We start from the raw sequence: 24,500 nt of genomic DNA, 5'->3' as shown, positions 1-24,500 counted from the left end.
ATGACCACTCAGAGCACGTCCGTGGAGTCGATCCTCGGCTTCACCACGGATTCCGGACACACGTTCGGGACCGTCGAGATCGCCTACGAGACCTTCGGCACCCTCAACGCTGACCGGTCGAACGCGATCCTCGTCGAACACGCGCTCACCGGCGACACCCGGGCCACCGACTGGTGGTCGGGGGTCGTCGGACCGGGTCGGGCCGTCGACACGAACGAGTATTTCGTCGTCTGCGCGAACGCGCTCGGCGGGTGCAGCGGCACGACGGGTCCGCAGTCGGCCTTCGGCGACGGTCTGCCCTACGGGTCGCGCTTTCCTGCGGTGACGATCAGGGACATGGCGCGCCTCGAGCACAATCTCACGCAGATCCTCGGCATCGAGACCTGGCATGCCGTCATCGGCGGATCGATGGGCGGGGCGAGGGCCCTCGAATTCGGTCTCCTCGATGCGCGCAAGACCGCGAAGTGTGCGATCATCGCCGCTCCCGCCTTCTCCGAGGCCGACCAGATCGCGTGGGCGATGACGCAGGAGCGGGCCATCGAACTCGACCCCGACTACTGCGGTGGGGACTATGCGGCGATCGGCAGGTTCCCCGCCGCCGGCCTCGGACTCGCCCGGCAGATCGCCCACCTGACCTACCGCAACGACGCCGACCTCAACGAGCGCTTCTCCCGGCGGCTGCGCTCAGCCGGCTACTACGAGGTGAGCTCGTACCTCGACCACCAGGCGAAGAAGCTCACCGCCCGCTTCGACCCGCACAGCTACGTCCTATTGTCGAAGGCGCTGCGCGACCACGATGTGCGCACGGGACGCTCGGCCGACCTGCGCACGGCACTCGCGCAGGCATGCACCGACAGCCTCGTCGTCTCCGTGTCCTCGGATCGGCTCTACCCGCCGGCGCAGGTCGAACAGCTCGCGAGGCATCTTCCCGGGCGGGTCGACTACCGGGTCATCGACTCCCCGGTCGGACACGACGGCTTCCTCACCGAGGCCGCCGCCGTGTCCGCGGCGCTGCGGGACTTCCTCACCGCGTGAGGCGCCGGCCTCATCAGGCGGTGCGGGACTTCGCGGCCTTCTTCAGCTGCTTCTCCGGGACCGGGTAGTCGCGCTGGGCGCGGGCCCGCCGGTAGTGTGCGGCGGCCTCGGCCTGACGTTCGGCTTCGACGCCGGTGGCGATCGTCGCCCGGCGGTGATCGTCCCCGTAGCCGAAGGCGTCGACGAGCTCGAGGGCGTTGGCCGCGAGCTTCGCGCAGAGGCGGTTGAGCGTCTCACCGACCTGGCGGGCGCGCGACATCGGCAGACGGCCGTACATGAGGTGCCAGCCGATGTGCTTCTCGATGAGGCTGAGCCCGTAGGTGTCGCGCAGTCGGCGGAAGATCTTCGCCTGGGCGGGATCCTTCTGCTCCCTCATCGCCTCGTCGATGGCCTTCCACTTCTCGAGCTCGACGTAGGCGCGGGCCATCTCGACGAGTTCGTGCTGCTGGGAGTTGAAGAGCTCGGCCGCCTTGGCCGCCGGCATCTTCGCCGCCGGACGCAGCGCTGCGGCGAGCCCGGAGACCATGACCTCGAGACGGGTCTCGAGCAGGGTGCGCTGGAGGCGACCCGAACGGATCCGCCTCTCGCTGAGATTGGGCGTGAAGACATCGGAGATCGCGCGTCCGGCATTGGCCAGGCCGCTGCGGTAGAGCGTGTGCTCGGCGGCCTGGGTGCCGATGAAGCGGGCGGCTCCGCCGACATCGATGTGCGCGAACTCCTTGGCGTAGTCGCCGAGGATGCGCTTGGCGACGAGCTGGAGGAGGACCGTGTTGTCGCCTTCGAACGTCACGTAGACGTCGAGGTCGGCCCGCAGGCCCACGAGGCGGTTCTCGGCCATGAACCCGGCACCGCCGCAGGCTTCGCGGCACTCCTGGATGACGTCGAGGGCCATCCACGTCGAGTCGGCCTTGAACGCCGCGGCCCGGGTCTCGAGCAGGGCGCGATTCTCCTCGCTGTCGTCGACGCCGGAGAACACCTCCTCGAACGAGGTGAGCAGCTTCTCATGGGCGAGGCTCGAGGCGTAGACCGCGGCGAGGCCGGGCATGAGCCGGCGCTGATGCTGCTGGTAGTCGAGCAGTGTCGTCTCGGTGTAGTCGTCGACGGTGGTGAACTGCTTGCGTTCGAGCCCGTAGCGCACGGCGATGTCGAGGGCGAGCTTGCTCGCCACGACCGCGGATCCGTCGAGGGAGACGCGGCCCTGGACGAGGGTGCCGAGCATCGTGAAGAACCGGCGTCCGGGCGAATCGATGGGGGAGGAGTACTCGCCGTCGGCGGTCACTGCGCCGTAGCGGTCGAGGAGATTCGTGCGCGGGATGCGCACGGCGTCGAAGGCGAACCGACCGTTGTCGACTCCCCGCAGTCCGCCCTTGTATCCGTCGTCCTCGATGCTCACACCCGGCAGCGGCTGGCCCTCGGCGGTGCGGATGGGCACGAAGAACGCGTGCACGCCGTGGTTGACCCCGGCGGTGATGAGCTGGGCGAAGACGACGGCGGCCCGTGCGTCCCGGGCGGCATTGCCGATGTACTCCTTCGTCGCAGCCCGGAACGGGGTGTCGATGACGAACTCCTCGGTCGCGGCATCGTAGGTGGCGGTCGTGCCGATCGCGGCGACATCGGAGCCGTGGCCGATCTCGGTCATCGCGAACGACCCGAGCAGCTCTCCCTGCTGGGCGGGCACGAGCCAGTCGGCGTGCTGGGTGGGGTTGCCGAGGTGGAGGATCGCGCCCCCGAAGAGTCCGAACTGCACCCCGGCCTTGATCTGCAGGCTCGGCGAGGCGGTCACGGTCTCCTCGAACCCGGCGACGGTCTTCGCGTGTTCGTTCGTCCCCCCGAGCGTCTCCGGCAGCGCGGCCATCGGCAGCTTCGTGCCGGCCATGAGTCCGACCGCGGCGAGGGTGTTCGCGCGGGTGGTCTCGAGGTCGTCAGCGGGGTCGAGGTGGGTCGACTCGTCGAGGGCGAGGCTGCGTCCCTGGCGGCGGGCATCGGCCCAGCGTCCGTCGAGGACGGTCTGGATGGCAGTGGGATCGAGGTCGAGCGCGAAGTCGGTCATGCGTGTGCTCCTGGTCTGTGCGATGGCGGTGTGTGGTCGGATCGGGGCGAGTGTCTCAGGCTGTCGGCGGTGCGCCCCTGGCTTCGGGCGGCAGGGACGCCCACAGCCACGTGCTCACCGAGGCGGCGAACGCCTCGGGGGAGCCGGGGGCCGAGAGCCACGTCTCCGTCGCGGCGCGGACGAAGCCGATGGCGCCGGCAGCCCACAGCTTCCCGTCGTCACCGGCGAACCGTCCGTCGGTGACATCGAGGTCGAGGCGTTCGGCGAGGAGGTCGGCGACTTCGCGGAAGAAGCCGCCCTCCTCACCAGGATCGAAGCGCCCCACCGCCTGGTCGCAGAAGCGGTAGATGCTCGGCGACTCGGCGGCGAGGCTGACGAACGCGCGGATCATCGCCTCGAGGGTCTCACGGCGGTCAGGGGTCGGGCCGGCGGAGTCCGGGGCCGGGACGCGGGAGGCGCTGGCTTCGTCGAGCGAGTTCGCGATCACCTGCATCGCCCAGCCGCCCATCGCCTCCTGGAGCCCGGCGCGGTCGGTGAAGTAGCGGTAGAGCACGGCCTTCGTCGTCCCGGAGTGCTCGGAGATCTGCTCCATCGACAGATCGTCACCGTGTTCGTCGACGACATGGCGGACCGTCCGCAGCAGCTCGCGGCGACGACTGTCGCGATGCTCCTGCCACCGCGTCGAGCGGCCGTCTGTGAGCGATTTCATGATACAGACGGTATCAGGTACTGTCGGTAACAGCTAATTCCTCGACAGACACGGAGGCGCTCATGCCCGCACCCACCTCACGCGCCGTCATCCTCGGCGGCAACCGCATTCCCTTCGCGCGGTCGAACAAGCAGTACGCGAAGGCGAGCAATCTCGACATGCTCACGAGCACGATCGACGGCCTCGTCGCCCGCTTCGGGCTGGCCGGAGAGACGATCGGCGAGGTCGCCGGCGGTGCCGTCCTCAAGCATTCGAAGGACTTCAACCTCACCCGCGAGGCCGTCCTCGGCTCGGCGCTGTCCCCGACGACACCGGCCTACGACATCGGCCAGGCCTGCGCGACGGGCCTCGAGACCGTCGTCAGCCTGACGAACAAGATCAACGCCGGGCAGATCGAATCGGGCATCGCCGCGGGCGTCGACTCGGCCTCGGACGCGCCGATCGTCGTCAACGACTCGCTGCGGGAGATCCTCCTCGAGCTTTCACGGGCGAAGACGCTGGCACAGCGCGTGCGCATCGCCGCGCAGATCCGGCCCGCCTACCTCGCTCCGCAGGCGCCGTCGACGGGAGAGCCGCGGACGGGCCTGAGCATGGGTGAGCACCAGGCGATCACGACCGCCGAATGGCAGATCAGCCGGGAGGCCCAGGACGAGCTCGCCCTCGCCTCCCACCAGGGACTGGCCGGGGCGTGGGACGAGGGCTTCTTCGACGACCTCGTGACCCCGTACCTCGGAGTCAGCCGCGACACGAACCTCCGCCCCGACTCGACTCTGGAGTCGTTGGCGAAGCTCTCCCCGGTCTTCGGCAAGCGCCTGCCGACCCCGGCGACGATGACCGCAGGCAACTCGACCCCGCTCACCGATGGGGCCGCATCGGTCCTGCTCGGCAGCGAGGAGTGGGCGGCCGAGCGCGGCTTCACCCCGCTGGCCCGGCTCATCGACGCCGAGGCAGCCGCCGTGGACTTCGTCGACGGGGCCGAGGGCCTGCTCATGGCTCCCGCCTACGCGGTACCCCGGCTGCTCGCCCGCAACGGTCTGACCTTCGACGACTTCGACGTCTTCGAGATCCACGAGGCCTTCGCCTCAACGGTGCTCGCGCATCTGGCGGCGTGGGAGTCCGAGGAGTTCGGTCGCGAGAAGCTCGGTCTCGACGGGGCCTTCGGCACGCTCGACCGTGCGAAGCTCAACCCGCTCGGCTCCTCGCTCGCGGCGGGACATCCGTTCGCCGCGACCGGCGGGCGCATCATCGCGACGACCGCGAAGTACCTCAAGGAGACCGGCAAGAAGCGCTCCCTCGTCTCGATCTGCGCAGCAGGCGGACAGGGGCTCACGGCGATCGTGGAGGCGGCATGAAGGACAAGTACCTCGAACTCATGGGCGGCCCGCTCGGGAAGATCGCGAAGACCCTCGGTCTCCCGCAGCCCGTCGAACTCCAGCGCTTCGGCTCGACTCCCGAGTCCTATCTGCGCCGGCCCGTCCTCGTCCTCGGCTCCGGCAGCGGGGCCCAGACGATCGCCGACCTCCTCCTCGACAACGGATTCGAGGTCCGGCGGCACGCGGCCCCCGATGAGTCGCTGCGGGCGATCATCGCCGTCCTCGACGACGTGACCTCGCCCTCCGCGCTCTCCGAGACCGTGCTCGGCCTCGGCGGTGCGGTGCGGTCGCTGGCCAAGTGCGGTCGCGTTGTGACGATCTCGGCAACCCCCGACCCGACCGCTCAGGATCCGCAGGTGGCAGCCGCCACCCAGGGCATCACCGGTCTGACCCGGTCGCTGGCCCATGAGATGCGGCGCGGCGCAACCGCCAACGGAATCCTCCTCGGGCGCGGCGTCGGCATCGACGCCCCGTCGGTGGCGTCGGCGCTGTGGTTCCTCCTGTCGGGGAAATCGGCCTATGTCGACGGTCAGTTCATCACTGTGACCTCGGATGCCGGCGCTGCGGTGACCGACGCCGAATTCCTCGCGACCGGCCAGGCCGGTCCGCTCGCCGGGCGCACCGCCGTCGTCACCGGAGCCGCCCGTGGGATCGGCGCCGAGGTGGCCCGTGTGCTCGCCCGCGACGGCGCCCACCTCATCGGCGTCGACATGCCCCAGGCCGGGCAGGCCCTGGCGCAGGTGATGAACGAGGTCGGCGGGAAGTCCCTCCAGCTCGACATCACCGCCGACGGAGCCGCCGACGCGATCGCCGAAGCCGCTGACGGCACCGTCGACATCCTCGTCCACAACGCCGGGATCACCCGTGACAAGCTGCTCGCGAACATGGACGCCTCCCGCTGGGACTCGGTGATCGCGGTCAACATCGCCTCCCAGGCGCGCATCAACGCCCGCCTCTTCGAGACCGGACGCTTCGCCGAAGGCGCCCAGGTCGTCTCGCTCGCCTCGACCTCCGGCATCGCCGGCAACCGCGGTCAGACGAACTATGCGACGTCGAAGGCCGGGGTCATCGGACTCACGGCCGCCTCGGCGGGGGACTTCGCGGCACTCGGCGGCAGCGCGAACGCCGTCGCCCCCGGGTTCATCGAAACCGAGATGACCGCGGCGATGCCCCCGCTCACCCGGCAGGTCGCGCGGCGCCTCTCGAGTCTCCAGCAGGGCGGACTGCCCGTCGACGTCGCCGAGACGATCGCGTTCCTCGCCTCCGCCTCGGCGCGCGGCATCAACGGCCAGACCCTGCGGGTGTGCGGGCAGAACATGGTGGGTGCGTGATGAGCATGCTTCCCGTCTATGCCAAGGCCGTCCTCAAGGCCCTGCCGTTCGGCACGCGTCCCGGCACGGATCTGCCCGACCGGACGATCGGGCGCAGCATCGCCATCGACGCCACCGCCTATGCGGGGTTCGCGAAGGTCATCGAAGCTCCGCTGCGCGACGTCGTCCATCCCGGTTACCTCCACGTGCTCGCGTTCCCGCTGAGCATGCAGCTCCTCAGCGACCCAGCGGTGCCGCTGCCGCTCGTCGGGATGGTCCACATCCGCAATCGGGTCGATGTCCTGCGCCCGGTGCGCATCGGCGACGTCGTCGACTTCCACGTCTCCCTGGCCGGTCCGTACGCGCATCCGTCGGGGACGACGATCGACGTCGAGGTCACCGCGCAGGTCGACGGCGAGACGGTGCTGACGGAGACGACGACGTACCTGGCGAAGGGCAAGCGGCTCGCCGGCGCGAAGGAGCAGCCGCAGCCGGAGCGTGAGGACTTCGTTGCGCCGCTGCCGACCGCGCGCTGGCGGCTCGATCCGATCATCGGACAGCGCTACGCGAAGGTCTCCGGCGACTACAATCCGATCCACCTCAACGGGCTCGCCGCCCGCGGCTTCGGGTTCCCCAAGGTCATCGCGCACGGGATGTACACCGCGTCCCGGGCGCTGGCGGCGGCCGATCCCCGACTCGAGTCCTACCGCTGGGATGTCTCCTTCGCGAAGCCGATCCTGCTTCCCGGGACCGTCGGGTTCGCCTTCACCGAGGGAGCGCGGCACGAAGCGGCGGACTTCGCGGTCTTCGACCCGGCCAAGGGCAAGCCGCACGTGCTCTCGAGCGTCACCGAGGTCGCCGCGCCGACCAGCAGCGCCTGAGGCCGCTGAGCGGCAGCGCTTGAGCCTGCCGAGCGGCATCGCCTGAGGTCAGAGACGGTGGGCAGTGAGGTCGGTCACAAACGGCCGATTCGATTTTGCGCCGCCGCCGAACGCGTGTAGAGTAATTCCTGTTGCCAGCGCGGGTGGCGGAATTGGTAGACGCGCTAGCTTGAGGTGCTAGTGTCCAACTTATCGGACGTGGGGGTTCAAGTCCCCCTTCGCGCACAACAGGGAAGGCCCTTCCGGAGTGATCCGGGAGGGCCTTCGCTCATTCACCGTCGCGCCCGTGCGTTAACGTTGATCCTGTTCAGCACCGTCGCGTCGAAGGGGAGTCTCCATGTTTGATTTCAGTGCCGCCGAGGACGAGGTCACATCCCTGTGCCAGCAGCTCATCCGCATCGACACCCAGAACTGGGGGATGAACAAGGCGAACCCGGAAAGGCCCGCCGCTGAGCTCATCGAGAGCTGGTTCGCCGAGGTGGGGCTGCAGTCGACGATCGTCGAATCCGCTCCCGGCCGAGCGTCGCTGGTCACCCGGATCTCCGGCGTCGATGCGACGGCCCCCGCCCTCGTCGTCCACGGCCACACCGACGTCGTCCCGGCCGCCGCCGAGGACTGGAGCGTCGACCCCTTCGCCGGTGTCATCAAGGACGGTCTGCTGTGGGGTCGCGGCGCGGTGGACATGAAGGACATGGACGCGATGATCATCGCAGCGATCCGCGACATGGTCCGTCAGGGCCTGCAGCCTCGCCGCGACCTCATCGTCGCCTTCTTCGCCGACGAGGAGGCGGGAGGCGAATACGGGGCCCGCTACGTCGTGCGCAACCACCCCGAGTTCTTCGCCGGTGCCACCGAGGCGATCTCCGAGGTCGGCGGCTACTCCGTCGACATCCGCGGACAGCGGGTCTACCTCATCCAGACCGCGGAGAAGGGGCTGGCGTGGCTCAACCTCATCGCCCACGGCTCCGCCGGCCACGGTTCCCAGCGCAACGACGACAATCCCGTCACCCGCCTTGCCGCGGCGATCACCCGGATCGGCGAGCACGAATGGCCGCAGGACATCCCTCCGGCGACACGGCAGCTGCTCGAAGGGGTCTCGGAGATCACTGGGATCGCCTTCACCTCGGAGACGATCGGCGAGCTGCTCACCGAACTCGGCTCCGTCGCGAAGTTCGTCGCCCCGACCCTGCAGAACACGTCGAACCCGACGTTCCTCGAGGCCGGCTACAAGCACAATGTCATCCCCGGCACCGCGACCGGGTACGTCGACTGCCGCACTCTGCCCGGCCAGCACGAGGACGTCATGCTCACGATCAAGGAGCTTGCGGGTCCGGGCATCGACATCGAGGTCAGCGAACAGGGCCCTGCACTCGAAGCCGACTATCAGACCCCGCTGGTGGCCCAGATGAACGCGAGCCTGCTCGCCGCCGACCCGGACGCCAAGGTGCTGCCGTACACGCTCTCGGGCGGCACCGACAACAAGTCGCTGTCGGAGCTCGGGATCGCCGGCTACGGCTTCGCGCCTCTTCGGCTCACCGGGGATCTCGACTTCCCGGCGATGTTCCACGGCGTCGACGAGCGTGTGCCCGTCGACGCGCTCAGGTTCGGGACCCGCGTCCTCGGCGACTTCCTGATGCGGGCGTGATCGTCACCGCGATCCCGACGAGGACGAGCGCGGCGCTGAGCACCGTCGTCACGCTCACGAGGGATCCCGGCAGGGGCAGCAGGTAATCGAGGAGGAGCGCGCCCAGCAGGTTCCCGAACAGCGAGAAGAGGCTGAGGAGGAGCACGCCGAGGCGACTGACCGTGAGCGCGGTGATTCCGATGAAGATCACCCCGAAGGCTCCGCCGAGCAGCAGCCACCACTGATCGGGCGCCGTCGGGAACCCCTGCCACCGGACACCGGCGGCCATGACGACGGCGGTCGCCGCGAGGAGGGCGAGGAACCCGGTCGCGAAGTTCGCCGTCGTCGCGACGACGGCCGATCCGGTGGCCGCTCGGACACGGCCGTTGAAGGCCTGCTGGACACTGACGAGACCGCCGGCGATGAACGGCAGCAGGGGTGCCCACCACGGCACCCCGAGGTCGAGCCGCTCGGCGGCGCCGACGACGAGGGCTCCGAGGACGATGAGGACCCCGATGATGCGCAACACCGTCAGCCGCTGACGGCCGCCGGGCGGCAGCGCCGTGCCGTCGACGATGATGCCGCCGGTGACCTGACCGGCGACGAACGCCATCGTGAACATCGCGACCCCCATGAGCGGGACCGTCACGGCCTGGGCGACGACGACGAACGCGCCGTTGAGCCCGCCGAGGAGCATCCACCACGGCAGCCGCCCCGAGCGCACCCGAACGACGAGCTCACGGGCGCCGGCCCGCGACGACGCGGACGCGGCGAGGACGACACCGACGACGAGGAGGCCTGTGGCGAACGAGATGAGGGCGGCGAAGACGGCGCCTCCGAGCACCGCCCCGAGCAGACCGTTGGCGCGTCCCTGCAACGACATCGCCGCCCCCGCGAGGATCGTCGCGGAGCCGGCGAGGAGGAGGGACAGGAAGCCCGAGTGCGTTCCCAATCCCGCGGTCAGCCGGCGGTCGGGAGCGGCATGATCTTGCGGCGCAGCCAGACGGTGCGGGTTCCGCCTGCGGAGATCCGGGTCCGTGCGAGCTCCCACTGACCGTATTCGGCCTGGTCGTTGAGCTCCTGGAGACTGACGGAGCGCGGGACGTCCTTGGAGAACGAGACCTTCCGGAACTCGTAGGTCATCCTCGGTCGCTGGCGTTTCATGCGCCCACCTCCTTCATAGGGCCACTGTAGACGATGTGGGCTAATCTGGATCGTATGCCCGTCATCGTCCTCCTCCGACACGGACTCTCGAGCGCGAACACGGCAGGGATCCTCGCCGGACGCACGCCCGGCGTGTCGCTGACCGAGGACGGGACCCGCGCACTCGAGGCGACGCTGCGGCTGCTTCCGCACACCTCCTTCGCCCGCCTCATCCACTCGCCGCTGCTGCGCTGCGTGCAGACCGCCGAGATCGCCCAGAGGCACATCGAGGTGACCGAGACGCGCATCGGCGAGGAGTTCGTCGAACTCGACTACGGGGACTGGACCGGTCGCAGCCTCGCCGACCTCGTCACGACACCCGACTGGAAGACGGTGACCGAGCGGGCCTCGGCGATGCGGTTCCCGGCCGGTGAGGCCATCGCCGAGGCGGCCGACCGGGCCGTGTCCGGCGTGCGGTTCCTCGTCGGCGAACTCCGGGAGCTCGAGAGGCGGGAGCAGGCAGCGGAGCGGCCCGAGCCGGCGGACGCGCCAGGGACCGCGGAGTCGGCGGCGGGGGAGAAGCCGAAGCCCGCGTGGGGGATGATCGTCTCCCATGGCGACATCATCAAGGCGATCATCGCCGAGGCGCTCGGCATGCCGCTCGATGACTTCCAGCGGCTCGCGGTCGCCCCCGGCTCGTTCACGATCATCGACTGGTCCGGGCCGTTCCCGGTGCTCACGGCGATGTCGGTGACCGCCGCCGGACTCGCGGAGGCCGGTGTGCCCGGCGGCGGCGGTCTCAGCGACCCCGAGTGACCTCAGCCTGCGGCGAGGACGCCGGTGCCGAGCAGGATGAAGAGGAGGATGCCGAGCGCGACGCGGTACCACACGAAGATCGCGAACGACTTCGTCTGGATGTAGCGCAGGAACCAGTGGATGACGGCGAGTCCGAGGCAGAACGCGATGACGGTGGCGAGGATCGTCGGACCCCAGCCGAGCACCATCTCGGTGTCGCCGAGGCTCTTGACGATGCCGTAGAGGCCCGACCCGAGCACGGCGGGAATGGCGAGCAGGAACGAGTAGCGCGCGGCGGAGGGCCGGTCGAAGCCCATGAACCGGCCGGCCATGATCGTGCCTCCCGAGCGGGAGACGCCGGGGATGAGGGCGAGGGCCTGCGCGAAACCGTAGACGATGCCCTGTCCCCAGGTCATGTCCTCGATCGTGTACTGCTTCTTCCCCACCCAGTCCGCGAGGCCGATGATGAGGCCGAAGACGATGAGCATCGTCGCGGTGATCCACAGGCTGCGGAAGGTCGTCTCGATGTAGTCCTGGAAGAGGAGTCCGAGGATGACGATGGGGATCGATCCGACGATGATGAGCCAGCCCAGGCGCACCTCGGGGTCCTTGCGGTCATGTTTGCCGACGAGCGCCAGGCACCACTTCGAGATGATGGAGACGATGTCGCGCCAGAAGTAGACGACGACGGCGAGCTCGGTGCCGATCTGGATGATCGCGGTGAAGAACGCGCCCGGATCCCGACCCGGCAGGAGCCATTCGCCGACGATGCGCACGTGCGCCGACGATGAGATCGGCAGGAATTCCGTGAGTGCCTGGACGATTCCGAGCACGGCGGCCACGAGCCATTCGTACATGCGTCTCCTAGGAGAAGAGGGTTGGTGGGAACGTGACCACGGTAGTCGGCGAATCGGGTAACCTCAAGAATCATGAACTCCAACCGCCTGGGAACGACCGGTCTTGACGTCAGCGATGTGGGTTTGGGCACCTTCGAGTGGGGGCATCGGGTCGACGGGCGGGACGCGCAGAGGCTCGTCGACGCCTACGCCGAGGCGGGCGGTAATCTCCTCGAACTTCCCAGCTCAGGCCTCCATGCGGCCGAGATCCTCGGACAGGTCGACCTGCCGGACGCGGTGAGTGTGATGGGCAGGGTCGGGGTGTCGCTGAGTGAGTCATCCCACATCGAGCTCGGGCTCGGGCGCGCCCGCATCCTCGACCAGGTCGCCGAGCTGCTGCGCGCGATCGGCCGGGACCACCTCGACGTCCTCGTCCTCGATGTCTTCGACGCTGAGGTCGACAGGTCCGAGACCGCCTCGGCGATCGACACCCTGCTCACGCTCGGCACCGTCCGCTACGTCGGCGTCTCCCACCACACGGGGTGGCAGCTCGCCGAGATGCGCGGGGCCGGCATCCCGATCGCGTGCGCGATCAGCGAATACTCCCTGCTCAACCGCGACGCCGATGCCGAACTCGGACCGGCCTGCGACTATGCGGGGATCGGCTTCATCGCCGGTGCCGGGCTCGGCCGCGGGGTGCTCGCGGACAAGTACCAGCGCGGCACTCCGCAGGACTCGCGGCTGGCGGGGGAGCTCTCCGACTACGTCTCGCCCTACCTCGACGACAGGGCGTCGCGAGTGCTCGCCGGGGTGCGCCGGGCCGCGGCGGCCCTCGGGGTGAGCACGACCGACATCGCCCTGGCCTTCAACCGCGAACGCGGCATCGCCTCCACCCTCGTCTCCGCGCGCACCCCGGAGCAGCTGAATCAGGTCATGGGCAGCGATGTCACCCTCGAACCGGAGATCGCCGAGGTGCTCGAGCAGATCTCCTGAGGCCTCGGCTCTCGACAGGCACCGGCTCCCGTGAGGTCGTGAGCTCTCGTGAGCCGTCAGCGTCGGGCGTCGTCGATGTCGTCCTCGTCATCGTCGTCATCGGCGACGCCGAACTCGTCGTAGTCCTCGTCCTCGTCGTCGGCCTTCGCATCCTCGACATCGTCGAAGAGCTCGAACGGGGTGACTTCGTCGTACGCGGTGTAGATGGCGTCTTCGTAGATCTCGAAGGCGTCGGCCAAAGCCATGTAGGCGGCTTCGACTCGGGGGTCTTGGTCTCCATTGCGATGTGCGGATGCGGCGAAGTGCTCCCTCACCGCTTCGAGGAATGCGTCCAGGGCCTCACGAGGATCTGTGCTCATGAGTCAAATGTATCCCAGCACGACGGTCACGCCTAGAGTCGGCGCAGATGGCCGGGGTTCCGAACACTGGGCGACAGTGGATTAGGCTGGGTCACATGGCCTCACTCTACGATCACCCCACACCCGACCGCTTCGTCGTCGGCACGATCGGCCTGCCGGGGGAGCGGACCTTCCTCCTCCAAGCGAAGTCCGGCGACGCCCTGACGACGGTGATCGTCGAGAAGGAGCAGGTCGAGATCCTCGCCGACCGCATCACTGAGCTCCTCGACATGGTGATGATCAAAGACCCTGCCGCCCGCGTGCCGCAGACGGCGATCGACGACCGCATCGACAACGCGGGACTCAATGTCCCCATCGACCCCGAGTTCCGGGTCGGGACGATGAGCCTGGGGTGGGACACCGTCGCCCACGAACTCGTCGTCGAATGCTTCGAACTCACCGAGGAGGACGCGCAGGCCGGGACCTCGGCCGACCCCGATGACGACGAAGTCGAGCGTGACGTGCTGCGGACCGTCCTCGATGCGGCCGGTGCCCGCGAGTTCGCGCGCCGCGCCGAGCAGGTCGTTTCCGCCGGGCGCGGGGACTGCCCGTTCTGCTCGCTGCCGCTCGAACCCGAAGGCCACCTCTGCCCGCGCGCCAACGGTGTTGCACGAGCCTGAGGGTCCGGCGGCGGTCGACCGCCTCGTCGAATCCGCGCTGACCGGCGGGGAGCTGACGCTCATGGGAGACATCCCGCGGGCGAGCAACGCGACCTCGCTCGTCGTCGTCGACCACGCCGGCCGCGTGCTCAAGGCCGTCTACAAGCCGATCGCCGGCGAGAGACCCCTTCGCGACTTCCCCGACTGGACCCTGGGGCGGCGCGAAGTCGCCGCCTACCGGCTCAGCGCCCATCTCGGCCTGCGGGTCGTCCCGCCCACCGTGCTCCGCACCGACCTGCCGCACGGCCCCGGTTCCCTCCAGGCCTACGTCGAGGACGCCGGCGACGACGCCGATGTCGCCCTCACCGAGATCGACGGGATCCCCGAGGCCTTCGCCCCGATGTTCGCTCTGCGCACCGAGGAGGGACGGGACCTCGTCCTCTCCCACAGCCTCGGCGAGGAGCTGCGGCGGGTCGCTTTCTTCGATCTGCTCGCCGGCAACGCCGACCGCAAGGCCGGACACATCATCACCGGCAGCGTGTTGCCCGGGGCGGCCGGGGGACTCGGGACGTTCGGCATCGACAACGGCTTGAGCTTCCACCGGCAGGAGAAGCTGCGCACGGTGCTCTGGGGGTTCGCCGACTCCGCGTTCGATGACACCGAGCGCGCTGCCCTCGACGAGGTCGCGGCCATGCCTGCGGTGCTCGGGGACGCGCTCACCGGATGCCTGAAGGAGACGGAGATCACGGCGCTCGCGGAGCGGGCGCAGACCCTCGCCGACACCGGGGTGTTCCCCGCCCCGCCCGAGGACCGGACGGCGATTCCCTGGCCGCCGATCTAGGACGTGCTCGCGACCGTCGGTCTCGGTTAGGCTGGTCTGCGTGAAATCATGGTCCGCACCTGAGCTGCCCCAGCTGTCCACCACCGGCACAGTCCCCACCGTCTTCGACACCGGGGCGCGCAGCCCGAGGCGACTGAGCGGACGCGACGGCCGAGCAGCCCTCTACGTCTGCGGGATCACCCCTTACGATGCGACTCACCTCGGTCATGCCGCGACCTACGTCGCCTTCGACCTGCTCGGCCGGGTGTGGCGCGATGCCGGCCTCGACGTCGTCTACGTCCAGAACACGACCGATGTCGACGACCCGCTGCTCGAACGCGCCGCGGCCACGGGCGTGGACTGGCGCGAACTCGCCGAATCGCAGATCCATCTCTTCCGCGACGACATGGAGGCCCTGCGCGTCATCCCGCCGCAGGACTACGTCGGCGTCGTCGAATCGATTCCGCGCATCGCCGCCGCGGTCAGCGCCCTCCTCGCCGAGGGGGCGGCGTACACGCTGGACAACGGCGATGTCTACTACCGGGTGGACACCCCGATCCAGCCGCCGTTCGGCAGCGTCAGCCACGACGATCGCGCGACGATGCTGCGCCTGTCGGCCGAACGCGGCGGCGACCCCGAGACCCCCGGCAAGGAGAATCCGCTCGATCCGCTGCTGTGGCGCGCGGCCCGCGAGGGCGAGCCCTCCTGGGACGGCGGGGCGCTCGGCCCGGGACGCCCCGGCTGGCACATCGAGTGCACGGTCATCGCCGATGACTGTCTCGGACTGCCGGTCGACGTCCAGGGCGGCGGCAGCGACCTCATCTTCCCGCACCATGAGATGGGCGCCGCCCATGCCGCGGCGTGGCAGCATACGCCGCTGGCGCGGACGTTCATGCACACCGGCATGGTCGGTTTCGAGGGCGAGAAGATGAGCAAGTCGAAGGGCAACCTCGTCCTCGTCTCGCAGCTGCTCGCCGAAGGCGTCGACCCGATGGTCATCCGCACGGTGCTCCTGTCGAACCACTACCGCAGCGACTGGAACTTCACCCGCGACCTCCTCGACTCCGCCGCCGAGCGCCTCGCCGCATGGCGGCACGCGGCGACGTGCGAATCGGAGTGCCGGGAGGGGTTGCGCACCCATATCATCGGCCTCCTGCGCGAAGCCCTCGCCGACGACCTCGACAGCCCGCGGGCCCTGGGGATCCTCGACGAATGGGCCGAGCACTACGCCGACACCCCGGCCGGGCAGCCCGGCCCGGTGACGGGCGAGCGGGTCGCCGACGCCGTCGACGCCCTGCTCGGCATCCGACTGCGCGACTGACTCAGCGCTCGCGGCCGCGACCGCGCAGGTAGCGTTCGAACTCCGCGGCGATCGCCTCGCCGCTGGCTTCGGGCAGTTCGGTCGCGTCGATGCGCTGTTCGAGGCGTCCGAGCAGCTCGCCCAGCTGCGGATTCGCCGACACGACCTCATCGGCGCCGAGCTCCCAAGCCCGGCTCTCCTCCTCGAGGATGGGAATGTCGATCTCCACCCCCGTGGTCTTCTCGACGGCCCGGACGAGGGCGAGTTCGGCCTTCGGCGACGGCGAGTCGCCGAGGTAGTCGGGCACGCCCACCCAGAGGTTGATGGCGGTGAGCTGCCGCCACGAGCACGCGACCCCGAGGAGTCCGAGGATCCCGATGGGCCCCTCGTAGCTGTTGATCTCGATGCCCAGCTGCGCGGCGAGGTCGGGGTCCTCGGTGTTCGCGACGACCGGCAGCGGCCTGGTGTGGGGCACCTCGGCGTGGAGACCGCCGAGGAGGACGACGGAATCGTCCTCACCCACCTCGGCGAGGATGAGGGAGAGGAACTCCCGCCACTTGAGTCCGGGCTCGTGCCCGTGGATGACGGTGACCGCGCGCCCCTCATGGGTGCCGCGGTGGACCTCGACACCGGGCCACGCGATGCTCGCCCGCCCCGTCTCATCGCGTTCGATCTCCGGTTCGGAGAAGCGGAACTCGTAGAAGCCGTCGGTGTCGAGGATCTCGCTGTCGTCGAGCCCCCACGTGTCGATGATGTCCTTGACCAGCGAGCTCGCCGCCTCCGAAGCATCGGCATCCTGCCCCTCGAAGGCGATGAAGACGAGCGCACCGTGACCTGATGGGAGAAATGTCATGCGACCACATTACGCTGGAACCATGACGAATCCTGGCGCGGTCCTCTGGGACATGGACGGAACCCTGGTCGACACCGAACCGTACTGGATCGAGGCCGAGACCGAGCTCATGGCCGCCCACGGACTGCCGTGGTCGGAGGAGCAGGGGCTCGAGTTCGTCGGCAACGATCTCCTCACCTCCGGCAACCTCATGCGGGAGGCCGGGCTCGACCTGCCGGCACCCGTCATCGTCGACACCCTGCTCGCGGCCGTCATCGCCCGCATCGCCGAGTCCGTGCCTTTCCGGCCCGGGGCGCTGGAGCTGCTGAGCGCGCTGCGGGAGGAGGGGATTCCGTGCGTCATGGTGACGATGTCCTACCGCAGCCTCGCCGAGGCGGTCATCGCCGCGTGCCCGCCCGACAGCTTCGTCGGGCTCATCTCCGGTGACGAGGTCAGCGCCGGCAAACCCGACCCGGAGCCCTACCTTGCGGGTGCCGCGCTGCTCGGTCTCGATCCCGGCAGCTGCATCGCCCTCGAGGACTCCCGGCCCGGACTGGCCAGCGCCGAGGCGGCGGGCACGATCGCGATCGGCATCCCGCACCTCGTCGACCTCGACCCCGCACCGGGCACGACCCTGTGGACGAGCCTCGCCGGACACGACGTCGACGATCTGCGCGCGCTCACGTCCCGACTATCCGCGTGATCTCAGGCGTCGGGGGAGCGGCGTTGCCCCAGGCCGGGCACAGGGGCTTGAACGAGCACCAGTTGCACAGCGGGGACTTCCGGGGGCGCCAGCGATCGGCTTCGGCCGCCGCGACGATGTCGTTCCAGATCGCGGCGATCTCGAATTCGCTGGCCTCGAGGTCGGCCGGCGTCGGATGCGATTTGAGGATGCTCCGCGAGCCGAGGTACATGAGCTGGAGCGTGTGGACGAGTTCTCCGGTGAGCCGGTACTCGACGAGCGCGTAGAAGCCCATCTGGAACTTCGCCTCCCGCCCGTACTGGGGTTTCGGCTGTTTGCCGGTCTTGTAGTCGACGAGGCGCTTCTCCCCGCCCGGAGCGACGTCGACCCGGTCGATGAATCCGCGCAGCTCGAGGCCGTTGTCCAGTGTCGTCGTCACGTACTTCTCCGTCGTCTCCGGTTCGAGATGCTCGGGGTACTCGAGGGTGAAGTACGCGCGCACGAGGTTGTGGGCGGATGTGAAGAATGTCTCCTTCTCCGCATCGTCGGCGAAGATCTCGAGCACGGTCGGGTCCTTCTCGACGAGTGCGTCCCAGCTCGGGGAGAGCATCGCCTGGGCGGCGTCCTCGGTGCGCTCGGCCGCCGGCAGCGCGAAGAGCTGCTCGAGCACGGAATGGACGAGCGTGCCCTTGAATGCCGCCTGTGAAGGGGGTTCCGGAAGCCTGTCAATGCTGCGGAAGCGGAACTTCAAGGGGCATTGCACGAAGTCGTTCGCACGGGACGGAGAGAGACTGGTGAGCTCGGCCATGCACCCACTCTAGCGAGGGGTCCTGACACGGGCGGGGCGCCGCCGTCGAGTTGAGCGGACACGACGCGTCTGACATGGTGAAGGCCTCTGCCGCTGTTAGGCTGAGAATCCCGACCCCGACGTGCAAGAGGATGTCCTTTTCATGGCCGCGAAGAACCACCAGACCGGCGCCTCATCCGGCGTGCGCCTGGGGACCGTTCTCGGCGCCCCCGTCATCCTCGCGTGGTCGTGGTTCCTCGCCGCGATCGTCATCACGATCCTCTTCGCCCCCTGGGTGCACACCGTGCGCCCCGACCTCGGTCTGTGGTCGTGGGCGGTGGCGTTCGCCTACGCCGTCCTCCTCTTCGCCTCGGTGTTCCTCCACGAACTCGCCCACGGCGTCGCCGGCCAGTTCTACGGGCAGAAGGTCGCGGCGATCGAGCTCAACATCTGGGGCGGCTTCACCCGCTTCGAACCGCAGGTGGACAATCCGCGCGACAAGGCGGCGATGACGAGCTTCGTCATCTCCATCGTCGGGCCCATCGTCAACATCGTCCTCGCCCTCCTCGGGTGGTGGTGCCTGAGCGCGGTCACCCCGTACTCGGTGCCGTGGCTGCTCCTCATCGCGATCACCTTCGCCAACGTCGCCCTCGGCGCGATCAACCTGCTGCCGGGCATCCCGCTCGACGGCGGATGGGCACTGCAGGCGCTGATGTGGCGGATCACCGGCTCCCAGTACCTCGGCACGATCGTCGCGAGCTGGGTGGGGCGGATCATCGCGATCGGCTTCATCGGCTGGTCGGTCATCACCCCGCTGCTCGCCGGGCAGCGGCCCGATCCGCTCAACGTCGCCTGGATGTCGCTCATCGCCATCATGCTGTGGTTCTCCGCCGGGGATGCCGCGACCCATGCGAAGCGGGCCCGGAAGATGGAGACCTACGACCTGCGGCAGGTCATCCAGCCGGCGATCGCCGCGACCTGGGACGCCGATCTCGCCGACACCCTCGACTATGCGAACACCCTCGGCCACGCCAAGGAGCGCACGCTCATCGTCGTCCTCGACCAGAAGGGGCTGCCCTACGGTCTCGTCGACCGGCACGCCGCGGCCGGCCGGCTTGCCGAATCGATGACCCACATCCCCGTCGGCGAAGTGGCCAGGCCCCTTGCCGGCTGGATCGGGGTGCCCAAGGACATCACCGCACCGCACCTGCTCGAGTCGCTGACCCACCGCCCCAAGGCGCAGTTCTGCCTGGTCATGGACGGCAACACGCTCGTCGGCGTCATCGATCTGCAGGAGTTCTTCGACGAGCTTCTCGCGGCCTGAACCGGTGTGCATAAGGCACACCTCACCAGCGTAGAGTAGAAGCATCATGACTGAGCCTCACCGACCCGACACCGCACTGCGCGCGGGGGAGAAGATCCAACTCACCGATCCCAAGGGCCGGATGCACACGATCGTGCTCGCCTCCGGAGAGGTGTTCCACACCCACAAGGGACTCATCAGCCACGACGACATCATCGGCCGACCTGAGGGCATCGTCGTGACGAACTCCGGGGGTGTCGACTTCCAGGTCTTCCGCCCCCTCTACGAGGACTTCGTGCTCTCGATGCCGCGCGGTGCCGCCGTCGTCTACCCCAAGGATTCGGGCCTCATCGTCACCCTCGGCGATGTGTTCCCCGGTGCCACCGTCGTCGAGGCGGGCGTCGGGTCAGGCGCCCTGTCGATCGCCCTGCTGCGCGCCGTCGGACCGCAGGGCCGCCTCCACTCGTTCGAGCTGCGGGAGGAGTTCGCCCACATCGCCGCCGGCAACATCGCCGACTTCTTCGACGGCGCCCCCGACAACTGGGCGGTCACGGTCGGCGACCTCGCCGAGACCCTGCCCGCCGAGTTCGCTCCCGGCACGGTCGACCGCGTCGTCCTCGACATGCTCACCCCGTGGAACGTGCTCGCCGCCGTGACGCAGGCGCTGGCTCCCGGGGGCGTCGTCATCGCCTATGTCGCGACCGTCCCGCAGCTCTCGCGCTTCGTCGAGGCGGTCCGGGAGACCGGGTGCTTCAGCGAGCCGAGCGCGATGGAGTCGATGGTCCGCGGCTGGCACGTCGACGGACTCGCCGTCCGTCCCGACCACAGGATGATCGCCCACACCGGCTTCCTCGTCATCGCCCGCAGAATGGCACCGGGGGAGGTTCCCCTCGAGAAGAAGAAGCGTCCCCAGGGAGCGCCGGCATCGAGCGCCGACGTCGAAGCGTGGACCGGGGGAGAGGTGACGGAGACGGCGATCGGCACCCGGGTGGCGACCGGCAAGAAGCTGCGTCGCGTGATGCGCGAGGCCGGCAGACGGCTCGAGACCCCCGGCACGGACCAGCCACAGCCCGCGCCAGACCGGCCGTTCGCAGACCAGACGGACCCGGCCCAGCCGGCCGCAGACCAGACCGACCCCGCCCAACCGGCCGCAGCGGCCACGGAACCAGAGCAGAAGGAGGACAGCCGATGACAGAGACACCGACGAGCGAGGTGAAGAAGCTGCGGGAGGACACCGCTTCCCTGCGCCAGCAGCTGTTCACCGCCGGCAAGCGGAACGAGGCGCTGTCGACGACGCTGCGCACCGCCCGGGAGGAGCTCGGGCGGATCAAGGAGGAGGCCCGGCGGCTGACCGAACCCCCGAACAGCTGGGGCACTCTCATCGCCGTCGACGCCGAGGGTCTGTCCGCCGATGTCATCGTCGGCGGACGGCGGATGCGGGTGGCGGTCGGTCCCGAGGTCGAGACGGCGACGCTGCGGCCCGGCACCGAGGTGCTCCTGTCCGAGGGTCTCGTCATCATCGGCACCGGCGACTTCGGCTCGGTCGGCAGCGTCGTCACCGTCCGCGAGTTCATCGACGACACCCGCATCCTCGTCGGCGCTCCCGGCGATGACGAGCAGGTCTACGTCCTCACTCAGGAGGTCCTCGACTCAGGCGTCCGCCTCGGTGATGCCGTCGTCGTCGACACTCGCACCCATTTCGCCCTCGAGGTCGTCGAGAAGCCGGAGGTGTCCTCGCTCCTGCTCGAAGAGGTCCCCGACATCACGTACTCGGACATCGGCGGCCTCGCCGATCAGATCGGGCAGATCCAGGACGCCGTCGAGCTGCCCTTCGAGCACCCGCAGCTCTACACCGAGCACGGGCTCAAACCGCCCAAGGGCATCCTCCTCTACGGTCCGCCCGGCTGCGGCAAGACGCTCATCGCCAAGGCGGTCGCGAACTCGCTTGCCGAACGCAGCTCGGAACGCGCGCGCCGGACCTACTTCCTCAACATCAAGGGCCCCGAACTCCTCGACAAGTACGTCGGAGAGACGGAGCGGCAGCTCCGGCTGATCTTCGCCCGGGCCCGTGAGAAGGCCTCGGCCGGGTTCCCCGTCGTCGTCTTCTTCGACGAGATGGAATCGCTGTTCCGCACCCGCGGCACCGGCAAGTCCTCCGACGTCGAGACGACGATCGTTCCGCAGCTGCTCACGGAGATCGACGGCGTCGAGCAGCTCGACAACGTCATCGTCATCGGCGCTTCGAACCGCGAGGACCTCATCGACCCCGCGATCCTGCGCCCCGGTCGCCTCGACGTCAAGATCCGCATCGAACGGCCCGACGCCGAGGCCGCCCGCGACATCTTCGGCAAGTACCTCACCCCGGCGCTGCCGCTGCGGGAGAGCCTCGTGGCCGAGCACGGGGGAGCCGAGGCCACGGTCAGCGCCCTCATCGACTACTGCGTCGAGCGGATGTACGCGAGCGTGCCGGAGAACGAGTTCGTCGAGGCCACCTACGCCGACGGCTCCCGCGAGGTCCTCCACTTCTCCGACTTCGCCTCGGGCGCGATGATCCACAACATCGTCGACCGTGCGAAGAAGGGAGCGATCAAGTCACTGCTCGAGACCGGGCAGCGGGGTCTGCACCCCGAGCACTTCGCCGAGGCGATCGCCGAGGAGTTCAGCGAGCACGAGGACCTGCCGAACACGACGAACCCCGACGAGTGGGCCCGGATCTCCGGGCGCAAGGGCGAGCGGGTCACCCATCTGCGGATGATGCACCTCGACACGACCCGCGGAGCCCCGACGCTCGAGTCCGAGATCGCCGAGGCGACACCGAACCCCGACCTGCTCTGAGGTCGGTGGCCGGTCCAGGCCTGACAGGGCCGCGGGATCAGCGTCGGCGCGTGCCGCCGCCGGAGACAGTGGTGGCGATGACCCGCCAGCCGACGAGGGTGATGAAGTTGAGCGTCGTGGCGACGACCATGAAGCTCACGGGAACCTGCCCGGGATCGCCACCGGCGCCCGTGAGGCCGCGGATGACGAGTCCTAGGAGCACGGTGATCGCCCAGATCCCGGTGCCCGAGGCGAGCGGGGACAGCGGTCGGTCCCACACCGCGGCGAGCACCCACGCGACGACGAGGGCGGCGACGAACGGCCATGCGGTCGTGACGATGCCCTGCGGGTCGAGGTCGTTAGAGTGGGTGTAATGACCGATGATCGTGAAGAGGATCACGAGCACGAGGTCGACGACAAGGGCGATCGGGAGATGAGATTTCTTCGCAGCCACGACTGCGAGTCTAACGGTGGAGGGAGCAGGTCATGATCACGGTGCACCGGGTGATGGGAGCCGAGACCGAGTTCGGGCTGAGCCAGCCGGGCAACCCCGGGGCGAACCCGATGCGCGACTCCGCGCGCGTCGTCGACGCGTATGCGGGGCCGCGCGGTCTCAAGTCGTCCCAGAGCTTCTGGGACTTCGAGACCGAGTCCCCGCTCGCCGATGCCCGCGGGTTCCTCATGAACGTCGCCGACGCCGACGTCTCCCAGCTCACGCACCTGCCCGCCGAGGCGGTCGAAGCCGAGTACCTCGCCAACGTCGTCACGGAGAACGGCGCCCGCTACTACGTCGACCACGCCCACCCCGAGTACTCCTCACCCGAGGTGCTCACCCCGCGTGACCTCGTCACCTACGACCGGGCCGGGGATCTCGTCGCCCTGGCCTCCGTCCGTCGCCTGGCCGCGACCGACGCCCCGGTCAACCTCTACAAGAACAACACCGATTCGAAGGGCGCCTCCTACGGCACCCATGAGAACTACCTCGTCGAGCGCACCGTTGACTTCGACGACCTCGTCGCCGGACTCATCCCGTTCTTCGTCACCCGGCAGATCCTCTGCGGCTCCGGTCGGGTCGGGATCGGCCGCGAAGGGGAGACCCCCGGCTTCCAGATCTCCTCGCGGGCGGACTTCTTCGAAGCCCAAGTCGGACTCGAGACGACGCTGCGCCGGCCCATCGTCAACACCCGTGACGAACCGCATGCCGATCCCGACCGGTACCGTCGACTCCACGTCATCATCGGCGACGCCACCCTGGCCGAACCTGCGACCCTCGTCCGGTTCGGCTCGACCGCCCTCGTCCTCGGCCTCATCGAGGCGGGTCTGGCTCCCCGGATCGAGCTCGCCGACCCGCTCCAGGCGCTCTGGGACGTCTCCCATGATCTGCAGCTGAGCACCCGCCTGCCGCTGGCCGACGGGTCGCACCTGACCGCCCTGGAGATCCAGGACCTCTACTGGAGCGCCTGCCGGGAGCAGGCCGGTGACGACCCGGAGACGCAGGAGGTGCTCGCCGAATGGCGCCGCTTCCTCGACGGTCTCGCGGCCGATCCCACGACGCTCGCCGATTCGATCGACTGGGTCGCCAAATGGGTGCTCCTCGACGGCTACCGGCAGCGGGAGGGACTGTCCTGGGATCATCCGAAGCTCGCCCTCATCGACGTCCAGTACCACGATGTGCGCCCTGAGAAGGGCCTCTTCCACAAGCTCGAGCGGGCCGGGCGGATCACCCGTCTGACGACACTGGAGGAGGTCGAGGCCGCCGTCACGACCCCGCCGGAGGGCACTCGCGCCTACCTCAGGGGACTCGCGGTGACGCGGTTCTCCGACGCTCTCGTCGCCGCGAGCTGGGACTCCCTCGTCTTCGACGCCGGGACCGCCGGGCTGGTGCGTCTGCCGATGAGCGAACCCCGCAAGGGAACCCGCGCTCTCCTCGCCGAGCGACTGGCCGACGTCGACGACGTCGACGGCCTGCTGACGGCCCTGGGAGTGACTAGACTGAGCGCCAAGACGCAAGAGAGAAGGCTGTGATGAGCTCGAACGAACAGATCAACAAGGACCACTCCGCCGGTGGGGACGAGCCGCCGGTCGATCCGCCGCAGGCGGTGTCCGCCCAGATCAACACCGAGAACGTCGATTCGATCCTCGACGAGATCGACAGCGTGCTCGAGTCCAACGCCGAAGAGTTCGTCCGCAACTTCGTGCAGAAGGGCGGCCAATGA

At 69.0% G+C, this 24,500-nt stretch carries 25 protein-coding genes and 1 tRNA gene; 17 read left to right on the top strand and 9 right to left on the bottom strand.

Going from position 1 to position 24,500, the window contains the following annotated elements:
* The gene (gene metX, locus FJ887_RS07695; protein WP_137824052.1) at window positions 1-1,035 is read left to right on the top strand and encodes a homoserine O-acetyltransferase MetX; all 1,035 of its coding nucleotides are present in this window, start codon (window positions 1-3) and stop codon (window positions 1,033-1,035) included.
* A 13-nt stretch (window positions 1,036-1,048) separates the two neighbouring features.
* On the opposite strand, the gene FJ887_RS07690 is transcribed toward metX, so the two are convergent.
* Both FJ887_RS07690 and FJ887_RS07685 read right to left on the bottom strand, forming a co-directional pair.
* Window positions 1,049-3,085 carry an acyl-CoA dehydrogenase family protein gene (locus tag FJ887_RS07690; protein ID WP_140954984.1) on the bottom strand — a complete coding sequence of 679 codons (2,037 nt, stop codon included), beginning with the start codon at window positions 3,083-3,085 and terminating at the stop codon, window positions 1,049-1,051.
* A gap of 55 nt (window positions 3,086-3,140) precedes the next feature.
* A complete protein-coding gene (locus tag FJ887_RS07685) occupies window positions 3,141-3,794 on the bottom strand; it encodes a TetR/AcrR family transcriptional regulator (protein WP_140954985.1) in 654 nt (217 codons plus the stop codon).
* A 62-nt stretch (window positions 3,795-3,856) separates the two neighbouring features.
* On the opposite strand from FJ887_RS07685, the gene FJ887_RS07680 reads away from it, so the two are divergent.
* From FJ887_RS07680 to FJ887_RS07660, 5 genes are all read left to right on the top strand, one after another.
* Window positions 3,857-5,146, top strand: coding sequence for an acetyl-CoA C-acetyltransferase (locus FJ887_RS07680; RefSeq protein WP_140954986.1), 1,290 nt, complete (start codon window positions 3,857-3,859; stop codon window positions 5,144-5,146).
* Window positions 5,143-6,498: a 3-oxoacyl-ACP reductase gene (locus tag FJ887_RS07675; RefSeq protein ID WP_140954987.1), complete on the top strand. Its 1,356-nt coding sequence runs from the start codon at window positions 5,143-5,145 to the stop codon at window positions 6,496-6,498. The genes FJ887_RS07680 and FJ887_RS07675 overlap by 4 nt, the downstream gene beginning before the upstream one ends.
* On the top strand, window positions 6,498-7,358 hold the full coding sequence (locus FJ887_RS07670; RefSeq protein WP_140954988.1) for a MaoC/PaaZ C-terminal domain-containing protein: 861 nt from the start codon (window positions 6,498-6,500) through the stop codon (window positions 7,356-7,358). The genes FJ887_RS07675 and FJ887_RS07670 overlap by 1 nt, the downstream gene beginning before the upstream one ends.
* A 137-nt stretch (window positions 7,359-7,495) precedes the next feature.
* Window positions 7,496-7,583 (top strand) — tRNA-Leu (locus FJ887_RS07665).
* A 112-nt stretch (window positions 7,584-7,695) separates the two neighbouring features.
* The gene (locus FJ887_RS07660) at window positions 7,696-9,003 is read left to right on the top strand and encodes a M20/M25/M40 family metallo-hydrolase (RefSeq protein WP_140954989.1); all 1,308 of its coding nucleotides are present in this window, start codon (window positions 7,696-7,698) and stop codon (window positions 9,001-9,003) included.
* On the opposite strand, the gene FJ887_RS07655 is transcribed toward FJ887_RS07660, so the two are convergent.
* Both FJ887_RS07655 and FJ887_RS07650 read right to left on the bottom strand, forming a co-directional pair.
* Window positions 8,957-9,934, bottom strand: coding sequence for a DMT family transporter (locus FJ887_RS07655; RefSeq protein WP_250786198.1), 978 nt, complete (start codon window positions 9,932-9,934; stop codon window positions 8,957-8,959). The two genes, FJ887_RS07660 and FJ887_RS07655, sit on opposite strands and share 47 nt — an antisense overlap.
* Window positions 9,935-9,942: 8 nt before the next feature.
* Window positions 9,943-10,146 (bottom strand): DUF5703 family protein, encoded by a 204-nt coding sequence (locus FJ887_RS07650; RefSeq protein WP_232623601.1) that lies wholly within the window; start codon window positions 10,144-10,146, stop codon window positions 9,943-9,945.
* A gap of 54 nt (window positions 10,147-10,200) precedes the next feature.
* On the opposite strand from FJ887_RS07650, the gene FJ887_RS07645 reads away from it, so the two are divergent.
* Window positions 10,201-10,941: a histidine phosphatase family protein gene (locus FJ887_RS07645; RefSeq protein ID WP_140954990.1), complete on the top strand. Its 741-nt coding sequence runs from the start codon at window positions 10,201-10,203 to the stop codon at window positions 10,939-10,941.
* 2 nt (window positions 10,942-10,943) lie between these two features.
* On the opposite strand, the gene FJ887_RS07640 is transcribed toward FJ887_RS07645, so the two are convergent.
* Window positions 10,944-11,777 carry an undecaprenyl-diphosphate phosphatase gene (locus FJ887_RS07640; protein WP_140954991.1) on the bottom strand — a complete coding sequence of 278 codons (834 nt, stop codon included), beginning with the start codon at window positions 11,775-11,777 and terminating at the stop codon, window positions 10,944-10,946.
* Between the two features lie 72 nt (window positions 11,778-11,849).
* Between FJ887_RS07640 and FJ887_RS07635 the strand changes: the two genes are divergently transcribed.
* Window positions 11,850-12,749 carry an aldo/keto reductase gene (locus FJ887_RS07635; RefSeq protein WP_140954992.1) on the top strand — a complete coding sequence of 300 codons (900 nt, stop codon included), beginning with the start codon at window positions 11,850-11,852 and terminating at the stop codon, window positions 12,747-12,749.
* Between the two features lie 56 nt (window positions 12,750-12,805).
* On the opposite strand, the gene FJ887_RS07630 is transcribed toward FJ887_RS07635, so the two are convergent.
* Window positions 12,806-13,108 carry a hypothetical protein gene (locus FJ887_RS07630; protein WP_137824062.1) on the bottom strand — a complete coding sequence of 101 codons (303 nt, stop codon included), beginning with the start codon at window positions 13,106-13,108 and terminating at the stop codon, window positions 12,806-12,808.
* A 95-nt stretch (window positions 13,109-13,203) separates the two neighbouring features.
* On the opposite strand from FJ887_RS07630, the gene FJ887_RS07625 reads away from it, so the two are divergent.
* Genes FJ887_RS07625 through mshC form a run of 3 tightly spaced genes read left to right on the top strand, consistent with a single transcriptional unit; the run spans window position 13,204 to window position 15,887 of the window.
* Complete coding sequence (locus FJ887_RS07625; RefSeq protein WP_137824063.1) at window positions 13,204-13,767, top strand: DUF3090 domain-containing protein; 564 nt, start codon at window positions 13,204-13,206, stop codon at window positions 13,765-13,767.
* A complete protein-coding gene (locus tag FJ887_RS07620) occupies window positions 13,754-14,587 on the top strand; it encodes an SCO1664 family protein (RefSeq protein WP_250786197.1) in 834 nt (277 codons plus the stop codon). The genes FJ887_RS07625 and FJ887_RS07620 overlap by 14 nt, the downstream gene beginning before the upstream one ends.
* Before the next feature lie 40 nt (window positions 14,588-14,627).
* Window positions 14,628-15,887 (top strand): cysteine--1-D-myo-inosityl 2-amino-2-deoxy-alpha-D-glucopyranoside ligase, encoded by a 1,260-nt coding sequence (mshC, locus tag FJ887_RS07615; protein WP_140954993.1) that lies wholly within the window; start codon window positions 14,628-14,630, stop codon window positions 15,885-15,887.
* 1 nt (window position 15,888) lies between these two features.
* On the opposite strand, the gene FJ887_RS07610 is transcribed toward mshC, so the two are convergent.
* The gene (locus FJ887_RS07610; RefSeq protein WP_137824065.1) at window positions 15,889-16,719 is read right to left on the bottom strand and encodes a proteasome assembly chaperone family protein; all 831 of its coding nucleotides are present in this window, start codon (window positions 16,717-16,719) and stop codon (window positions 15,889-15,891) included.
* Between the two features lie 22 nt (window positions 16,720-16,741).
* Here FJ887_RS07610 and FJ887_RS07605 point away from each other — a divergent pair, with 22 nt between their 5' ends.
* Window positions 16,742-17,401 (top strand): HAD family hydrolase, encoded by a 660-nt coding sequence (locus FJ887_RS07605; protein ID WP_140954994.1) that lies wholly within the window; start codon window positions 16,742-16,744, stop codon window positions 17,399-17,401.
* Here FJ887_RS07605 and FJ887_RS07600 read toward each other — a convergent pair.
* Entirely contained in the window at window positions 17,379-18,188 is an 810-nt protein-coding gene (locus FJ887_RS07600; RefSeq protein WP_137824067.1) for a RecB family exonuclease, read from the bottom strand. The two genes, FJ887_RS07605 and FJ887_RS07600, sit on opposite strands and share 23 nt — an antisense overlap.
* A gap of 142 nt (window positions 18,189-18,330) precedes the next feature.
* Here FJ887_RS07600 and FJ887_RS07595 point away from each other — a divergent pair, with 142 nt between their 5' ends.
* From FJ887_RS07595 to arc, 3 genes are read left to right on the top strand one after another with little or no spacing between them, the layout of a single operon-like run.
* Window positions 18,331-19,491, top strand: coding sequence for a site-2 protease family protein (locus tag FJ887_RS07595; protein ID WP_137824068.1), 1,161 nt, complete (start codon window positions 18,331-18,333; stop codon window positions 19,489-19,491).
* 46 nt (window positions 19,492-19,537) lie between these two features.
* A complete protein-coding gene (locus FJ887_RS07590; RefSeq protein WP_250786196.1) occupies window positions 19,538-20,662 on the top strand; it encodes a tRNA (adenine-N1)-methyltransferase in 1,125 nt (374 codons plus the stop codon).
* A complete protein-coding gene (gene arc, locus FJ887_RS07585) occupies window positions 20,659-22,305 on the top strand; it encodes a proteasome ATPase (RefSeq protein WP_137824070.1) in 1,647 nt (548 codons plus the stop codon). The genes FJ887_RS07590 and arc overlap by 4 nt, the downstream gene beginning before the upstream one ends.
* A gap of 37 nt (window positions 22,306-22,342) precedes the next feature.
* On the opposite strand, the gene FJ887_RS07580 is transcribed toward arc, so the two are convergent.
* Window positions 22,343-22,738 carry a DUF3054 domain-containing protein gene (locus FJ887_RS07580; protein WP_140954995.1) on the bottom strand — a complete coding sequence of 132 codons (396 nt, stop codon included), beginning with the start codon at window positions 22,736-22,738 and terminating at the stop codon, window positions 22,343-22,345.
* A 32-nt stretch (window positions 22,739-22,770) separates the two neighbouring features.
* On the opposite strand from FJ887_RS07580, the gene dop reads away from it, so the two are divergent.
* Both dop and FJ887_RS07570 read left to right on the top strand, forming a co-directional pair.
* Window positions 22,771-24,309 carry a depupylase/deamidase Dop gene (gene dop / locus FJ887_RS07575; RefSeq protein ID WP_140954996.1) on the top strand — a complete coding sequence of 513 codons (1,539 nt, stop codon included), beginning with the start codon at window positions 22,771-22,773 and terminating at the stop codon, window positions 24,307-24,309.
* The gene (locus FJ887_RS07570) at window positions 24,309-24,500 is read left to right on the top strand and encodes a ubiquitin-like protein Pup (protein ID WP_095375555.1); all 192 of its coding nucleotides are present in this window, start codon (window positions 24,309-24,311) and stop codon (window positions 24,498-24,500) included. Before dop ends, FJ887_RS07570 begins: the two co-directional genes overlap by 1 nt.

It is taken from the genome of Brevibacterium sp. XM4083 (assembly GCF_006489205.2).
Lineage (GTDB): Bacteria > Actinomycetota > Actinomycetes > Actinomycetales > Brevibacteriaceae > Brevibacterium.
The sequence above is the reverse complement of the archived record's forward strand: the minus strand, read 5'-3'. Positions and strand labels throughout refer to the sequence as shown.

Bases quoted from the DNA above. Each gene is read 5' to 3' on its own strand.
- FJ887_RS07640 (WP_140954991.1), bottom strand. From the start codon at position 11,777: ATGTACGAATGGCTCGTGGCCGCCGTGCTCGGAATCGTCCAGGCACTC.
- FJ887_RS07635 (WP_140954992.1), top strand. From the start codon at position 11,850: ATGAACTCCAACCGCCTGGGAACGACCGGTCTTGACGTCAGCGATGTG.
- FJ887_RS07630 (WP_137824062.1), bottom strand. From the start codon at position 13,108: ATGAGCACAGATCCTCGTGAGGCCCTGGACGCATTCCTCGAAGCGGTG.
- FJ887_RS07595 (WP_137824068.1), top strand. From the start codon at position 18,331: ATGGCCGCGAAGAACCACCAGACCGGCGCCTCATCCGGCGTGCGCCTG.
- FJ887_RS07570 (WP_095375555.1), top strand. From the start codon at position 24,309: ATGAGCTCGAACGAACAGATCAACAAGGACCACTCCGCCGGTGGGGAC.
- FJ887_RS07680 (WP_140954986.1), top strand. From the start codon at position 3,857: ATGCCCGCACCCACCTCACGCGCCGTCATCCTCGGCGGCAACCGCATT.
- FJ887_RS07670 (WP_140954988.1), top strand. From the start codon at position 6,498: ATGAGCATGCTTCCCGTCTATGCCAAGGCCGTCCTCAAGGCCCTGCCG.
- FJ887_RS07605 (WP_140954994.1), top strand. From the start codon at position 16,742: ATGACGAATCCTGGCGCGGTCCTCTGGGACATGGACGGAACCCTGGTC.
- dop (WP_140954996.1), top strand. From the start codon at position 22,771: ATGATCACGGTGCACCGGGTGATGGGAGCCGAGACCGAGTTCGGGCTG.
- FJ887_RS07675 (WP_140954987.1), top strand. From the start codon at position 5,143: ATGAAGGACAAGTACCTCGAACTCATGGGCGGCCCGCTCGGGAAGATC.
- FJ887_RS07660 (WP_140954989.1), top strand. From the start codon at position 7,696: ATGTTTGATTTCAGTGCCGCCGAGGACGAGGTCACATCCCTGTGCCAG.
- metX (WP_137824052.1), top strand. From the start codon at position 1: ATGACCACTCAGAGCACGTCCGTGGAGTCGATCCTCGGCTTCACCACG.
- FJ887_RS07645 (WP_140954990.1), top strand. From the start codon at position 10,201: ATGCCCGTCATCGTCCTCCTCCGACACGGACTCTCGAGCGCGAACACG.
- FJ887_RS07610 (WP_137824065.1), bottom strand. From the start codon at position 16,719: ATGACATTTCTCCCATCAGGTCACGGTGCGCTCGTCTTCATCGCCTTC.
- FJ887_RS07650 (WP_232623601.1), bottom strand. From the start codon at position 10,146: ATGAAACGCCAGCGACCGAGGATGACCTACGAGTTCCGGAAGGTCTCG.
- FJ887_RS07590 (WP_250786196.1), top strand. From the start codon at position 19,538: ATGACTGAGCCTCACCGACCCGACACCGCACTGCGCGCGGGGGAGAAG.
- FJ887_RS07685 (WP_140954985.1), bottom strand. From the start codon at position 3,794: ATGAAATCGCTCACAGACGGCCGCTCGACGCGGTGGCAGGAGCATCGC.
- arc (WP_137824070.1), top strand. From the start codon at position 20,659: ATGACAGAGACACCGACGAGCGAGGTGAAGAAGCTGCGGGAGGACACC.
- FJ887_RS07690 (WP_140954984.1), bottom strand. From the start codon at position 3,085: ATGACCGACTTCGCGCTCGACCTCGATCCCACTGCCATCCAGACCGTC.
- FJ887_RS07600 (WP_137824067.1), bottom strand. From the start codon at position 18,188: ATGGCCGAGCTCACCAGTCTCTCTCCGTCCCGTGCGAACGACTTCGTG.
- FJ887_RS07625 (WP_137824063.1), top strand. From the start codon at position 13,204: ATGGCCTCACTCTACGATCACCCCACACCCGACCGCTTCGTCGTCGGC.